12 protein-coding genes and 1 pseudogene are annotated in these 13,822 nt (G+C 68.4%); 6 read left to right on the top strand and 7 right to left on the bottom strand.

Features of this window, described 5'->3' with window-relative positions; all coding sequences use genetic code 11:
• Positions 1-125: 125 nt before the first annotated feature.
• The 3 genes from ABD301_RS15020 to ddaH all read right to left on the bottom strand — a co-directional run bounded on the left by ABD301_RS15020 (position 126) and on the right by ddaH (position 4,783).
• Positions 126-1,778 carry a YfjP family GTPase gene (locus ABD301_RS15020; RefSeq protein ID WP_344310789.1) on the bottom strand — a complete coding sequence of 551 codons (1,653 nt, stop codon included), beginning with the start codon at positions 1,776-1,778 and terminating at the stop codon, positions 126-128.
• Complete coding sequence (locus ABD301_RS15015) at positions 1,775-3,631, bottom strand: dynamin family protein (RefSeq protein ID WP_344310788.1); 1,857 nt, start codon at positions 3,629-3,631, stop codon at positions 1,775-1,777. Before ABD301_RS15015 ends, ABD301_RS15020 begins: the two co-directional genes overlap by 4 nt.
• A 300-nt stretch (positions 3,632-3,931) precedes the next feature.
• Positions 3,932-4,783: a dimethylargininase gene (gene ddaH, locus ABD301_RS15010; RefSeq protein ID WP_425551949.1), complete on the bottom strand. Its 852-nt coding sequence runs from the start codon at positions 4,781-4,783 to the stop codon at positions 3,932-3,934.
• Positions 4,784-4,904: 121 nt separating this feature from the next.
• Here ddaH and ABD301_RS15005 point away from each other — a divergent pair, with 121 nt between their 5' ends.
• Positions 4,905-5,384, top strand: a complete 480-nt coding sequence (locus ABD301_RS15005; RefSeq protein WP_344311138.1) for an Lrp/AsnC family transcriptional regulator — start codon at positions 4,905-4,907, stop codon at positions 5,382-5,384.
• Between the two features lie 246 nt (positions 5,385-5,630).
• Positions 5,631-6,593 (top strand): acyl-ACP desaturase, encoded by a 963-nt coding sequence (locus ABD301_RS15000; protein WP_279579893.1) that lies wholly within the window; start codon positions 5,631-5,633, stop codon positions 6,591-6,593.
• A 43-nt stretch (positions 6,594-6,636) separates the two neighbouring features.
• Here ABD301_RS15000 and ABD301_RS14995 read toward each other — a convergent pair whose 3' ends face one another.
• Both ABD301_RS14995 and ABD301_RS14990 read right to left on the bottom strand, forming a co-directional pair.
• A complete protein-coding gene (locus tag ABD301_RS14995) occupies positions 6,637-8,085 on the bottom strand; it encodes an amino acid permease (RefSeq protein ID WP_344310785.1) in 1,449 nt (482 codons plus the stop codon).
• 92 nt (positions 8,086-8,177) lie between these two features.
• The gene (locus ABD301_RS14990) at positions 8,178-8,726 is read right to left on the bottom strand and encodes a hypothetical protein (protein ID WP_344310783.1); all 549 of its coding nucleotides are present in this window, start codon (positions 8,724-8,726) and stop codon (positions 8,178-8,180) included.
• 131 nt (positions 8,727-8,857) lie between these two features.
• Here ABD301_RS14990 and ABD301_RS14985 point away from each other — a divergent pair, with 131 nt between their 5' ends.
• Positions 8,858-10,021, top strand: coding sequence for a sensor histidine kinase (locus ABD301_RS14985; RefSeq protein ID WP_344310781.1), 1,164 nt, complete (start codon positions 8,858-8,860; stop codon positions 10,019-10,021).
• Positions 10,018-10,656, top strand: coding sequence for a response regulator (locus tag ABD301_RS14980; RefSeq protein ID WP_344310779.1), 639 nt, complete (start codon positions 10,018-10,020; stop codon positions 10,654-10,656). Before ABD301_RS14985 ends, ABD301_RS14980 begins: the two co-directional genes overlap by 4 nt.
• Before the next feature lie 66 nt (positions 10,657-10,722).
• Here the strand turns inward: ABD301_RS14980 and ABD301_RS14975 are convergent, their stop codons facing one another.
• Complete coding sequence (locus ABD301_RS14975) at positions 10,723-11,598, bottom strand: slipin family protein (RefSeq protein WP_344310777.1); 876 nt, start codon at positions 11,596-11,598, stop codon at positions 10,723-10,725.
• A gap of 62 nt (positions 11,599-11,660) precedes the next feature.
• Entirely contained in the window at positions 11,661-12,038 is a 378-nt protein-coding gene (locus tag ABD301_RS14970; RefSeq protein WP_163567809.1) for a rhodanese-like domain-containing protein, read from the bottom strand.
• A gap of 79 nt (positions 12,039-12,117) precedes the next feature.
• On the opposite strand from ABD301_RS14970, the gene ABD301_RS14965 reads away from it, so the two are divergent.
• Together ABD301_RS14965 and ABD301_RS14960 are read left to right on the top strand one after the other, a co-directional pair.
• Positions 12,118-13,488: an MFS transporter gene (locus ABD301_RS14965; protein WP_344310775.1), complete on the top strand. Its 1,371-nt coding sequence runs from the start codon at positions 12,118-12,120 to the stop codon at positions 13,486-13,488.
• Positions 13,478-13,777: pseudogene (locus ABD301_RS14960) on the top strand (DUF952 domain-containing protein); the annotation flags it as partial. The gene ABD301_RS14965 and the pseudogene ABD301_RS14960, both read left to right, overlap by 11 nt.
• Between the last annotated feature and the right edge of the window lie 45 nt (positions 13,778-13,822).

The following is a 13,822-nucleotide window of genomic DNA, read 5'->3' as shown; positions in this document are numbered from 1 at the left end:
GGCGGGTGCCACCGAAATCGCGTTATTCGACACCTCAGTAGAGCGGTTTTGGTGGCACTCGGCGAGCGACACCCATTTGGGTGGCACTCACGAGCCGCCGGAAGCGAATCCGCCGGGTCGGCGATTTAGCGGCGGGTCAGCACCTGGTACGCGTCCTGGGCGGTGGCGTAAGCGGTGAGCTCCCCGCGGATCGGCCCCACCACGTATTCGCGGACCGCGGCGACCACGCCCTCGCGAAGTCGCTGGACGACCCGGGCCTGCGCGCGGCGGGCGCCGCTGCGGACCATCGAGCGGGTGATCAGTGCCAACAACACGCCGAGCAGCAAACCACCGCCGAGCAGCGCGGCCGGCAGGATCACCCGGAGCATGGCCGGCACCGCCGCCAGCAGGTGCGGCTGGACGGCGTTCACGATGAGGTCGGCACCGCCGGCCACCGCGACCAGCGCGAGCAGCCACTGGGCCAGCCACATCGCCCGCCACCAGCCGGGCCGCTGGTCCAGACCCAGGTCGGTGTCGCTGAGCACTAGATCCAGGGCGGGTTGTACGGCGTCGGCGTGTACGCGGGTGGCGCGCGAAACGGTCGGGTGCCAGGCCGGTGGCATCGTCTCGGTCAGCCGGTCGGACAGTCCGCGCAGAGCGCCGTCGACCTCGGCCCGGCCGATCGCGCGCGGCACCACGACCCCGCCGCTGGCGCCGGCGCGGCCGTTGCCGTGTTCACGTTCGGCGGCCGAGCGCGGGTCCGGCCGGAGCCGGCCGACCAGCCGGGCGAAGGTCCAGCCGGTGTAGCGGCCGGCCCGCCACAGGTAGCTGCCGTGCACCTCCTCGGCCAGTGCCGGGATGCCGGCGGCCTGCGCGAGGTCGTCCACGATCGCGTTCTGGTTCGCCCGGTCGACCTCTTCCGGCACGGGCGGGCCGGACAGTGACGCGAGCGCCACCGACACCCGGTCCAGGTCGGCGGAGATCCGGTCCACCGCGGTCCGCCGTTCGGCGATCGCAGCGGCGAAGAGCTTGCGTACGTCGTCCAGGCCAGCGCCGGTACGAGCGGACACCGGCAGCAGCGCGACCTCGCCCAGCCCGTCCTCATGCAGCAGCCGGCGTACGTCCTGAAGACAAGCGCCAACGTCCGCCGGCTCCAGCGTGTCGACCTGGTTCAGCAGCACGACGGTGGCTTGTTCGTGGTTCGCCATCTCCCGCAGGTAACGCTGGTGGATTGCGGCATCGGCGTATTTCTGCGGATCCAGCACCCAGACCAGCAGGTCGACCAGGCCAATCATCCGGTCCACCTCGAGGCGGTGGGTCACGTTGGTCGAGTCGTGGTCGGGCAGGTCAAGCAGCACCAGCCCGCGCAGCTCGGCCTGCTCGTCGCCGTCCAGCACGGACTCCCGGACCACCTGGTTGCGCGCCGCGATGGAGAGCCAGTCGAGCAGCTCTTTGGCGCCATCGGGTCCCCAGATGCAGGCGTGCGGCAGCGAGGTGGTCGGCCGGCGCACGCCGACGGCCGACAGCTCCAGCCCGCTCAGCGCGTTGAACAGCGACGACTTGCCGCTCCCGGTGGCGCCGACCAACGCGACCACGGTGTGCATGGTGGACAGCCCGAGCCGCTCACCGGAACGCTCCAGCAGCCGGTGGCCGGGCGCGAGGAAGGTGTCGTCGACCCGGTCGGCGCCCGACTCCAGCAGCCGGCGCAGCGCGTCCAGCCGGTTGGACACGGTCGCCAGACGCTGCGCGGACTCCCGCTCCAGCGCCCCGTTCAGCTCGGGCGATTCGGTCACTGTCACGTCCGGGTCCGTACTGATCGCGGATTCGTCGGCGGCTCCCGGCGGGCCGGCGCGGCGGCATGCCGCTGCGACCAGTGGTCCCGAGAGGCGGCCCGGCTCGGCCGGGGCCGGTCCCGGCCGCCGGCCGCGATCCGCGCCTCGTCCACCCCGGCGGCCGCGTCCCGCAGCCGCTCGCCGGTCCGCTCGCCGACACCCGCTTCGGTCAGCCGCGCCTCGTACCGGCGCCGCTCGCCCTCCATAAGAGCACCGACACTCTGCAACAAGGCGGACCTGGCACGGCTCGCCAGCCGACGCGCGTCCGCGTCTTCGAAAGTCCGTCTTACGGCTGAGACCAGCTCCTGCGAGGCCGAGGCGTTCGAGCGTCGGTGCGATTCCGGCAACCCGTCGACCAGCTGACCGACCGGCAACACGGCGGCCGTCATCACCACCAGGGCAGCGGCTGAGGATGCGTACGCGGTGGACTTGGCCGCACCCTTGCCGCCAGACACCACGGTCTGATCAAGCACGGTCTGCTGCCATTCGGTGACTACCTGCCGGGCCATCGCGCCGAACCCACTGGACGCCCTGGCCAGGCCCGGGCCGCTGGCCAGCAGCGCGGCACCGGCGGGTCGGGAGCTCCACCGCTGCGACGCCGCCTCGGCGGCGTGCTCGGCGGCCTGTTCCAGTGCCGCGGTCAGTGCGCCGGCGATCGCCCGGCTGAGCCCCTGGCCGGGCAGCGAACGACCGGACAACGCGGCCGCCAGCTGATTGCGGAAGCGGCCGTCGCGGGCCCGGATCGTACGGGCCAGCTCGCCGGTGCTGACGAACTCCTGCCAGCGGGCCAGCACCTCGCCGTGCAGGATGTCGCCGCCCTCAATGGTCCGGGAGAGCTGCTCGGACTCGCGCGCGTACGCGCCGTTGATGTCTTCTCGCAGGTCCTGCGCCGCCGCGTCCTGCGCCACGGCGTGCCGGACCAGCGCAGTGGCCCGCGGCCGCAGGCTGGCGAGTGCGCCGTCCAGGGTCTTGGTCGAGATCGCCGTCCACTGCTCACCGTCGGAGGCGAGCTCAGCCAGCCAGGCCTTGACCGGCGCCACCGCCTCGGCCGGCAGCAGCCGCTCCGCCAGCGCGCTGTGCGGCACGACCAGCAGCGGAGCGTTGCCGAGGCCTTCCTTGCGGAGCATCTGGCTCAGGTGCTGCTCGATCTCCTCGGCGCCGACCGGCAGCCGGTCCAGGACGACCGCCACGCTGGTGCCGCGCGACTCTGCCGTACGCAACGCGTCCCACGGCACCGCGTCGGCATACCGACTGGAGGTGGTGACGAAGATCCACAGGTCGGCGGCGGCCAGCAGCTCACCGGCCAGATCCCGGTTGGCGTCCACCACCGAGTCCAGGTCGGGCGCGTCCAGCAGCGCGATCCCCGGCGTCAGCGCGGCGGACGTGACGACCGCCAGCTGGGAGACCTCCTGGCGGTCCTGCCGGGTCGGGTCGGCGATCCGGCGCAGCCGGGGCAGGATCCGGTCATCGGAGAACCAGCGCACGTCGTCGGGATGGCAGACCAGCACCGGCGACCGAGTGGTCGGGCGCAGCACTCCGGCCGGGCTGAGCTGCTTGCCGGCCAGGCTGTTCACCAGCGTCGACTTGCCGGACCCGGTGGAACCGCCGACCACCGCGAGCAGTGGCGCGTCGGCTCGCTGCAACCGCGGCAGCAGGTAGTCCTCGGCCTGGTTGATCAGCGCCGTACGCCCCTTGCGCGCCGCTGGCGCACCGGGCAGGTCAAGCGGGAACCGGGTGCTGGTGACGACGCGTAGGAGCTGCTCGACGGTCTCGAGCAGCTTCGAGGCCCCGGCGACCGGGGTAGTGCGGTCGGACAGCACCCCTCCAGCCTGCCTCGCGCCTGCCCACGACACAATCTGCCTCTCCGGCTTGCGCATACTCACTCGCCGAGGTTCGTCCCGGCGGGATCGCCACCGCCAAGGCCCGTACGACCATCCGGTGATCCGGGCCACTGCCGCTGGTTATCCCCTGGAACGTCCAGTGTGGACGGAGCATACCGTCCACAGGATCGGTCGTGATGACGTTATCGCCCTCCGCCGCGACCGCGCGGACAAACCGGAATTTCACCCCGAATGGCCGGTTCTTTTCTGTTGTTTTGTCCGATAAATTCGCTTGCCTGCCTACCGACGCAGCTCAGCGGTGCAGCATTTCGCACTGCCGCCGGCCTTGCGCAGTTCGGAGTCGGCGACCGGTACGGGCTGATAGCCGAGGCCGGCGAGTCGGTCGATCAGATCGATGGCACTGGCCGAAAGGACGACGTGCCGGCCGTCGCTGACCGCGTTCAGGCCAAAAGCCAGCGCGTCCGCCTCGGTCGCCACCAGCGCGTTCGGGAATCGCCGGGCGAGCAGATCCTGCGACTGTGCCCCGAACGCGGCCGGGTAGTAACAGATTGTCTCGTCATCCAGCACGAAAAGCGCGGTGTCCAGGTGATAGAACCGCGGGTCAACCAACTCCAACGACACCACTTCACGGCCGAGCACGGCGGCGGCCTCGGTGTGCGCACGCCGGTCCGTACGAAACCCGTAGCCGGCCAGGACCAGGTCGGGGCCGGGCAGGTACGTGAAGTCGCCCTCACCTTCGTTGGTGAAGGTGCCGGGCCGGACCGCCGGCCAACCGTGTCGCTCGTACCAGTCCAGGTGCGCCGGCCGCTCGTCGGCGCGTTGCGGGAAGGTGAAACGGGCACCGTAGAAGACGCCACCGACGCTGAACCCGCCGTTCGCGGCGAACACCATGTCCGGCAGGCCAGGCCGCTCCGGCAGCAGGTGCACGGTATGCCCGAGCAGCTCGTACGTGCGACGCAACTGATCCCACTGGGCGATCGCCAGCTCGGTGTCGACCCCGATCGCCGGGTCCATCCAGGCGTTGATCGCGTACGTGACGGTGAAATACGTCGGGCGGCACATCAGGTACGTCCGCGGGGTCGCCACCCGCGCGGGGACGGCGGCCGGCTGGTAGCCGACCGCTGGCGACACCGGGGTCCGTGGGCCGGCGACTGGGAGAGCGGAGAGACGTGTCTGCACAATGATCAGTTTCGGCTACCCTCGGCGTTCGAGACAGCCGTTGTTATTGCCCTGGAGGAGCGGTTCGTTGCAGATCGATGCCATTGACCGCAAGATTCTTGCGTCGCTCTGCGAGGACGCCCGCCGCTCGTACGCGGAGATCGGCATCATGGTGTCGCTCTCGGCTCCGGCAGTGAAGCGGCGGGTCGACCGGATGCGCGCCGAGGGGGTCATCACCGGCTTCACCGCACTGGTGGCGCCGGCCGCGCTGGGCGGTACGACCGAGGCCTTCGTCGAGCTGTTCTGCGCCGGCCGTACGTCCCCGGCCGAGATCCGCCGGGCGGCGCTGCGGCATCCCGAGGTGGTAGCCGCCTACACGGTGTCCGGCGACGCCGACGCCATCCTGCACCTGCGGGTCAGTGACATCTCCCAACTGGAGGAAGCGCTGGAGGGACTGCGCGCGGAAAGGTTCGTGAACTCGACCAAGAGCACGATCATCCTGTCCCGGTTGATGGAACGGCCGAGCGGATCGGCCACCCTGTCCGCGACCGAACCAGCCGAACCGGTCAGCTGACCCATCCGGACCGGCGGTCGGCGCGAATATGCTGGTGAGGGGTGCAATCGGGGTCCAGAACCGGACTTCTGGCCGCAATCGGGCCCCGATTGCCTCGTACTTCGGTATTACCCAGTGATGGCTACCTCAGTAGCTAGCCGGCCTTTCCTACGGTGCCGTAACCTACACCTACGTTCCCGTAAGTTAGCGCCCCGCAAGCGCCATCCTGTCCGTCAGTGGGCCACCCCCATGACCCCGGAGGAAACTGTGACGATCTCGGCTGACCGTGCGAAAGACCCGAAGCTCCAGTCGGATCTGCTGTACGACCTGGAGCCGGTGGTCGAACAGAACCTCGAACGCCACCTGAAGCTTGCCAAGAGCTGGAACCCGCACGACTACGTGCCGTGGAGCCAGGGCCGCGACTTCGCTTTCCTGGGCGGCGAGGACTGGCAGCCCGAGGACTCGGCGCTGGACGAGACCGCCAAGACCGCCATGATCGTCAACCTGCTGACCGAGGACAACCTGCCGTCGTACCACCGGGAGATCGCCACCCGGTTCGGCCGGGACGGCGCCTGGGGCGAGTGGGTTGGCCGCTGGACCGCCGAGGAAGGCCGGCACGGCATCGCGCTACGCGACTACCTGGTGGTCACCCGCGGCGTCGACCCGGTCAAGCTCGAAGAACTGCGGATGGCGCACATGATCGCCGGCTACGACTCCGGCGACAAGACGATGCTGGAGGCCGTCGCTTACGTCTCCTTCCAGGAACTCGCGACCCGGGTCTCGCACCGCAACACCGGCCGCGCCGCCGGCTGCCCGATCGCCGACCAGCTGCTGTCCCGGATTTCGGTCGACGAGAACCTGCACATGGTCTTCTACCGGAACCTGGTCAAGGCCGCCTTCGACCGGGCGCCCAACGAAACCATGCAGGCCGTACGCGACGAGGTCGTGAACTTCGAGATGCCCGGCTCCACCATGGACAACTTCGCCCGCCAGGCAGTGGCCATCGCCAAGGCCGGCATTTATGACCTGCGGCTGCACCACGACGAGGTGGTGATGCCGATCCTGCGGTTCTGGAAGATCTTCGAGCGTGAGGACCTGACCGGCGAAGGCGCGAAGGCTCGCGAGGAGCTGTCGGCGTTCATGACCACGCTGGACGGTCAGGCGAAGAAGTTCGAGGAGCAGCGCGACCGAATGCGCGAGCGCGCCGCCCGCAAGGCCGCCGCCAAGTAGCTCCCGCCCCTTCACCCCACGTTACATCTCACCCCGCTGAGAGTTACGGGTTGGTGGGGAGCCGTGACTCGGCGGCGGTTCGCAGTTGCTTGCCCAGCACGGATTTCCGGTAGCTGTAGGTGGCATAGATGACCAGCCCGATCAGGAACCAGCCGATGAAGCGGAACCACGTGAGCGGCGCGAGGTAGACGGTCAGCCAGATCGCACCGACGATGCCGATCGCCGGCACCACCGGCATTCCCGGGCAGCGGAACGTACGCTCCAGGTCCGGCCGGCGATAGCGCAGCACGATGACCGCCGCGCAGACGACCACGAAGGCCAGCAGAATCCCGATATTCGTCAGCTCGGCAGCTTCCTTGATGGGGGTCACACCGGCGATCAGGGCGGCCGCGGCGCCGACGATCCAGGTCACTCGGACCGGTACGCGTCGGCGCGCACTGACCTTGGAGAACCAGCGCGGCAACAGGCCGTCCCGGCTCATCGCGAACCAGATCCGGGTCACCGCGAACATGAACGTGAACATCACCGTGACGATGCCCAGGATCGCGCCGAGCGAGATTATCGAGGCCAGGCCTGGCAAACCAGCGTCCTGGAAAGCGTGCGCGAACGCGGCCTGCGGCGCGATTTTCCGGTAGTACACCATTCCGGTCAGCACCAGGCACACCAGCACGTAGAGCACCATGCAAATCGCGAACGAGATCATCATCGCTTTGGGCAGGTGTTTACGGGCATCCGCTGATTCCTCAGCGGCGGAACTGAGCGCGTCATAACCGAAGACCGCGAAGAAAACCACCGCCGCACCAGCGAAAACGCCACTCCATCCGTACGGCAGGAAAGGGATGTAGTTGTGCGTGTTCACATAGAAAACCCCGACGCCGATAATCACCAGAACCAGCGCGACCTTGATCCAGACCAGCACGGTTTCCACCCAGGCTGCGGACCTGATCCCGCGCGTCAACAGAAAAGCGATCAGCAAGCAGAGAATCATCGCGACCAGGTCGACCGCGTGGCCGGGACCGGTGCCCGGCGCGCCCAGCATCCAGGCCGGCAGGTGAACGCCGATCTGACCGAGCAGATTGCCGACATAGCCGGAAACCCCGATCGCCACCACCGCCACGATCGCGGTGTATTCCAGCAGGAGATCCCAACCGATAAACCAGCCGACGATTTCGCCCAGCACCGCATAGCCGTACGTGTAGGCCGTGCCCGCTCGCGGGATCAACGCGGTGAACTCGGCATAGGCCAACGCGGCGGCGAGGCTCACCACCCCGGCGATCAAGAACGAGAACAGCACGCCCGGCCCGGCCGTCGTACTGGCGACCGCGCCGGCCAGCGCGAAGATGCCGGCGCCAATGATCGCGCCGATGCCCAACGCGACCAGCTGCCAGAGGCCGAGCACCGGGGCCAGCTGGCCGCCCTCGGTCTCCGGTTCGATCGCGTCCACGGGCTTACGTCGGAAAATGCCGGTCGGAGCAGTCGAGAAGAGGCTCATTACGGCAGGTTAAGCCTCAAAATGCCGGGCCAATGGCGCGCGACTTCACCAAAGTTTCTTGGTGTCCCCAACCGGCCACACCGGACCCGCGGTCAGTCGGTGGCTGGGGCCTTGGGTTTGGGTGGCCAGAGGGTGGTGCAGACCGTCCAGATCCCCCAGATGGCGGTGATGACGGTCAGCCGGGAGATCCAACCCGACAGCTCTGCCGTACGAGCGGGTGCGCCAATGATCAGAACGGCCAGCTCGAGCAGGCCGCAGCTGATGGCCCACGCGACCGCGGCACGGCGGAAGTCCTGCCATTCGAAAATGACCCGCTCCCGGCCGTATTTCGGGTTCTTCACCGGCGGTGGGCCACCTGCGAAGCGATGCGCGAACCGCTGGTCGGTCCACCGGATCATCCGATGCCCGAAGGCCACCGAGAAGCCGATGTAAGCGGCCGCGAGGCCGTGCGCGAGAGTGGCGGTGGTGCCGCGTGACAGGTCCAGGACGGTGACCGCGAGAAGCCCCAGGTCGACGAGCGGGACACAGACCAGCAGGACCGCACTGGCCTTGGGTTTGCGGAGCAGGTAGCGCACGGCCAGGCCGCCGAGCAGAAACACCCAGAAGCCGACCTCGCCGGCGATGATGGCAGCAACGATCATGCTTCCAGCGTCCCGCCCAGGACCGTCGATCGCGTCGGCGTGACTGCCGATCCCGGCGTACATCCTTTGACGGACCGCGACCCGGCCGACGGCCTGAGGCAGCTTCCCAACAGCAGTGGTGTGATGGGTACGTGCAGGTAGCCTCGCTGTTCAACCGCCGCGACACGCTGATCGCGGTGGCCGGCGTGACCGGTGGCGGAGTGCTCTTCTCCTTGCACGCGTACAGCTCCCCGCCGGAGTTCCCGAAGATCCTGCCGGTGCAGTTCATGCTGGTCACGCTGGCGATCATCGGGATAGCCGAGCTGTTCCGGCGATCCGCGCCGGTGCTCTGCCTGGCGGTGGGTACGGCTGCCTTCCTGGCCGACCTCGCGGCCGGACCGTCGCTGGCGGTGCCGCTGATCTTCACCGATGTGCTCTACGCGGCGACCGTGTACGGGCCGCGCAAACTCAGCCGTCCCCTGCTCGTCGGCGTCAGCGCTCTCACCGTGTTGGCCGCCGCGGTGACGCTGGTGTTCACCCACGACCCGTCGGCCGCCGTGCTGATCCCGCTGCAGCTCGGACTCGTGCTGGTGGTGCCGGTGCTGACCGGCTTCGACATTCGCCGGCACCGGGACCTCGCGGCCGCCGAGCGGGGCCGGTCGCACGAGCTGGCCCGGCTGGCCGAGCTGGACCGGCAGGCCGCGATCACCGCCGAGCGCTCCCGGATGGCCCGCGAGCTGCACGACGTGATCGCCAACCACCTGTCGGCGATTTCCATCCAGTCGACCGCGGCGCTCTCGGTGCCGGGCCTGGACACCGAGGCGGTCCGCGAGGTGCTCCGGGTGATCCGGCGCAGCAGCAACGACGGGCTGGCCGAGATGAAGGAGATGGTCTACCTGCTGCGGGACTCCGACAGCGCGGCCTCCTTGGCGCCGACCCCACGGATCGACGACGTGCGGAAACTGCTGGATCAGGCGCGTACGGCCGGCGTCGAGGCGACTCTGAAGGTCACTGGTGAGAGCCGGGTGCTGCCGGTGGCGATTGACCTCGCCGCTTACCGGATCGTCCAGGAGTCGCTGACCAACGCGGTCAAGCACGGCAGCGGGACGGCGGCCGTACGCCTGGACTATCGGGCGGAGTCGCTGGTCATCGCCGTCGAAAGCCCGCTGGGCGGCCCGCTCGCGAAGGCGCCGGGCGGCGGGGCCGGGCTGGTCGGGATGGCCGAGCGGGCAGCGGCCGTGGGCGGGGACTTCACCGCCGGCGCGGACGGCGGCTGCTGGCGCGTACGAGCCGAACTCCCGGAGGGGACCCGATGACGATCCGGGTGGTGGTGGCCGACGACCAGCCGGCGGTCCGGGCCGGGCTGGTGATGATCCTGAACGCGGCCGCCGGCCTGCAGGTGGTCGGCCAGGCGAGCGACGGCGAGCAGGCCGTGGCGCTCGGGCGTGAGCTGCGGCCGGACGTGCTGGTGATGGACATCCAGATGCCCCGGCTGGACGGGATCTCGGCGACCCGGGAGCTGACCGGCGTCTGTGACGTCCTCATCCTGACGACCTTCGACATCGACGAGTACGTGTTCGGCGCGCTCCGGGCCGGCGCGGCCGGCTTCCTGTTGAAGAACTCCGACGCGGACCAGCTGGTCTCAGCCGTACGACTGGTGGCCAGCGGCGACGGGCTGATCGCGCCCTCGGTCACCCGCCGGCTGATCTCGGCGTTCGCGCAGGTCTCCGCCCCCGCCGAGCTGGCCGCCGGGGCCGACCTGGACTCGCTGACGGCCCGCGAACGGGAGGTCCTGGACTGCATTGGCCGCGGCCTGTCCAACCAGGACATCTCGGTTGAGCTGGCGATGGCCGAGCCGACCACCAAAACGCACGTCAGCCGCATCCTGGCCAAACTCGGGCTGCGCAGTCGCGTACAGGCGGCGATCGTGGCCCGCTCCCACCACGGTTAGGACTACAGGGCTTCTTGTGCGGATGAGAGTCGAGATCCAAACGGCGTCTGAAGTAGCCCTCTAGTCCTAGGACGTACGCGGCTGCGGCAGATCGCCGTCCGGCAGCACGATCGGCCTCGGGTCGACCGGCTCCAGCTCCGCTCCCGGCGGGGTGCTCTTCATCGTTTCCCTGACGGCGGACGCCACTTCCGGGCCGCCGGCTCGCTCCAGGAACCGCAGCAGCTCGACTGGGAAAGGCAGCACCAGCGTCGAGTTCTTCTCGGCAGCCACCTCGACCACGGTTTCCAGCAGCCGCAGCTGCAAGGCGGCCGGGTTCGCGGACATCACCTTCGCCGCCTCGGACAGCTTCGCGGAGGCCTGGAACTCGCCGTCCGCGGTGATGATCCGGGCCCGCCGCTCCCGCTCCGCCTCGGCCTGCCGGGACATCGACCGCTTCATCGACTCCGGCAGCGCCACGTCCTTGATCTCCACCCGGTCGATGTTGACGCCCCACGCGAGCGCCGGGTTGTCGATCATCATTTCCAGGCCCTCGTTGAGTTTTTCCCGGTTCGAGAGCAGATCGTCCAGCTCGCTCTTGCCGATGATCGAGCGCAGCGAGGTCTGGGCGACCTGCAGGATCGCGAACCGGTAGTCCTGCACGTTCACCGCGGCCAACACCGGATCGATGACGTTGAAGTAGACGACCGCGTCCACCCTGACGGTCACGTTGTCCTTGGTGATGCCGTCCTGCGCAGGCACCGGCATGGTGATGATCTGCATGTTGACCTTCTGCAGCCGGTCCACTGCCGGGATCATCAGCGCGAGGCCCGGACCGCGGACGGCCGGTCGCACCCGCCCGAAACGGAACACCAGACCCCGCTCGTACTGCTTGACGACCCGCGCACCAGCGCTCAGCCCGAGCACCACGGCCACACCGAACCCGATCAGAATTCCGAAGATCATTTCCGGCTCCTCTGCTGTCTTTGATCGTACGCCCGAGGTACGTCCATGGAACCGACGAATTTTCAGCCCTGGCGGTGGATCCGCCACCAGCGGCGATGCCCCGGCTGCGTACGCATGCCGGCCTCCGAAACGCGAACAACGGGGTAGCCGGCGGCGTCCCAAGCCTTCGTGCCGCCGGCCAGGCACAGCACGTCCCTGCCCTGTCCGGCGAGCAGTCGCGCGGCCCGCCAGGACCTGTTTCCCAGTGTGCAAACGGTGACCAGCTGTCCCGCTGGCAGGTCCGCCAGCCGTACGGGCAGGTCGTCCAGCGGGATGTTCAGCGCGCCTGGCACATGGCCATGCGCATATTCATCCGGCGTTCGTACGTCCACGAACGCATCGCCGGCGAGCCAGACGGCATGCGCCACCGAAACGTCGACACGTTCGGCCGATCCGTTCATCGCCGCCAGCCTATTCCCGGCCGGACATTTGTCACGACCTATGAGGTAACTGGCCTCCCAAGCGCGATGATCGTTCGCTGTGAGCACGAATACGAGCAGTTCAGAGCCCGTACGGCCGAGTGTGAGCGTGGCCGCCCGGCTGGATCGGCTGCCGATCCTGCGGACCCACCGGGTGCTGACCGCGGTGATCGGTATCGGACTTTTCTTCGACGCGTACGAGAACTTCCTCGCCGGCACCATCGCGAAAGTGCTGCAGAAGGACTTCGCGCTCGGCGGCACCGAGCTGAAGCTGGTGCTGGCGTCCGCTTTCATCGGCCAGTTCCTCGGCGCGATCGTGCTCGGCCGGCTGGCCGACCGGATCGGCCGGCGCCGGGCCTTCCTGATCAACCTGGCCATCTACTCCGGATTCTCGCTGCTCGGCGCGCTGTCGCCGAACGCCACCTGGCTGATTGTCAGTCGATTCTGCGCCGGGTTGGGAATTGGCGCGGAGTACGCGCTGGCCGACTCGTACTTGTCCGACATGCTGCCGCCCGGCAAGCGTGGCCGGTTCATTTCGTGGGCTTACACGGTGTCCTTCTGCGGAGTGCCGGCGGTGGGTTTTCTGGCTCTGTGGCTGGTGCCACAGGCGCCACTGGGCATCGCCGGCTGGCGCTGGCTGTTCGTGCTGGGCGCGCTCGGCTCCGCGGTCGTGTGGTTTTTGCGCCGCCGCCTGACAGAATCGCCGCGCTGGCTGGAAATCGCTGGCCGCCAGGCGCAAGCCGAGGAAATCGTGACACGAATGGAAGCCGAGGCAGCCGACCCACTGCCCGAGCCCGATCCGGATCTGCGGCCGGCTGAACCCCAAGCCGTACCCATCAGCCGGCTCTTCAGCCCGCGGTATTTGCGTCGTACGGTGATGTTGTGGGTGCTGTCCGCGCTCGAGGTCTTCGGTTATTACGGTTTCGGAACACTCGCGCCCCTTATCCTGGCCGCCCGCGGCTACGGCATTATCGCGAGCATCGGCTACACCGCCCTGTCTTATTTGGGGTATCCGCTCGGTTCGCTGTTGTCGGTGCCAATCGTCGAGCGGGTGGAACGCAAATACCTGGTGATGGGATCGGCCGCCCTGATGGCCGTTTTCGGCCTCGGTTTCGGACTTTCCGGACAGCCAGCGGTGATTGTCGCCTTCGGTTTCCTCTACACGCTGGCGAGCAACGTTTTTTCCAACGCATACCACGTATATCTGTCCGAGCTCTACCCGACCGCCATGCGTGGCACGGCGGCTGGAACGGCGTACTCGCTGTCGAAGATCGTCACTGGCGCGCTGCCCTTCATTTTGTTGCCGGTGCTGACCTCCGGTGGTGCCGGCTGGGTTTTCACCGTGGTGGCGGTTGCTATGGTGCTGTTGATCATCAACGTCGGAGTGCTCGGCACCCGTACCACCGGAAGGTCCGTCGACAGTGTCACCTGATCGTGTGATCCACCTTCTCCCGTTACGCACGTATCGGTCGCAGGCCGGCCCGATCACCGCGGACTCGCTGCCCACGCAGGGATTCGTGCACTGCTCACCGGACGAGCGAACGATGCTCCAGGTGGCGAACCGTTTCTACGCCGACGCGGCCGAGCCGATGGTCGCGCTGGTGCTGGACACCGCCAAAATCTCCGCACCGGTACGTCTCGAGGCCGCCGACCCGCCGTCCCCCGACGACACTCCCGGGCTGCTTTTCCCGCATGTGTACGGAACCATCGACCGCGACGCGGTCGTCGAGGTCCGCTACGCCCGGCGGGACGTGACCGGCACGTAT

It is taken from the genome of Fodinicola feengrottensis (genome assembly GCF_039530045.1).
Taxonomy (GTDB): Bacteria; Actinomycetota; Actinomycetes; order Mycobacteriales; family HKI-0501; genus Fodinicola; species Fodinicola feengrottensis.
This window is presented reverse-complemented; position numbering and strand designations above follow the sequence as displayed.

Excerpts from the sequence above, each read along its gene's own strand:
- ABD301_RS14995 (WP_344310785.1), bottom strand. The coding sequence starts at position 8,085 with ATGAGCCTCTTCTCGACTGCTCCGACCGGCATTTTCCGACGTAAGCCC.
- ABD301_RS14990 (WP_344310783.1), bottom strand. The coding sequence starts at position 8,726 with ATGATCGTTGCTGCCATCATCGCCGGCGAGGTCGGCTTCTGGGTGTTT.
- ABD301_RS14980 (WP_344310779.1), top strand. The coding sequence starts at position 10,018 with ATGACGATCCGGGTGGTGGTGGCCGACGACCAGCCGGCGGTCCGGGCC.
- ABD301_RS14975 (WP_344310777.1), bottom strand. The coding sequence starts at position 11,598 with ATGATCTTCGGAATTCTGATCGGGTTCGGTGTGGCCGTGGTGCTCGGG.
- ABD301_RS14970 (WP_163567809.1), bottom strand. The coding sequence starts at position 12,038 with ATGAACGGATCGGCCGAACGTGTCGACGTTTCGGTGGCGCATGCCGTC.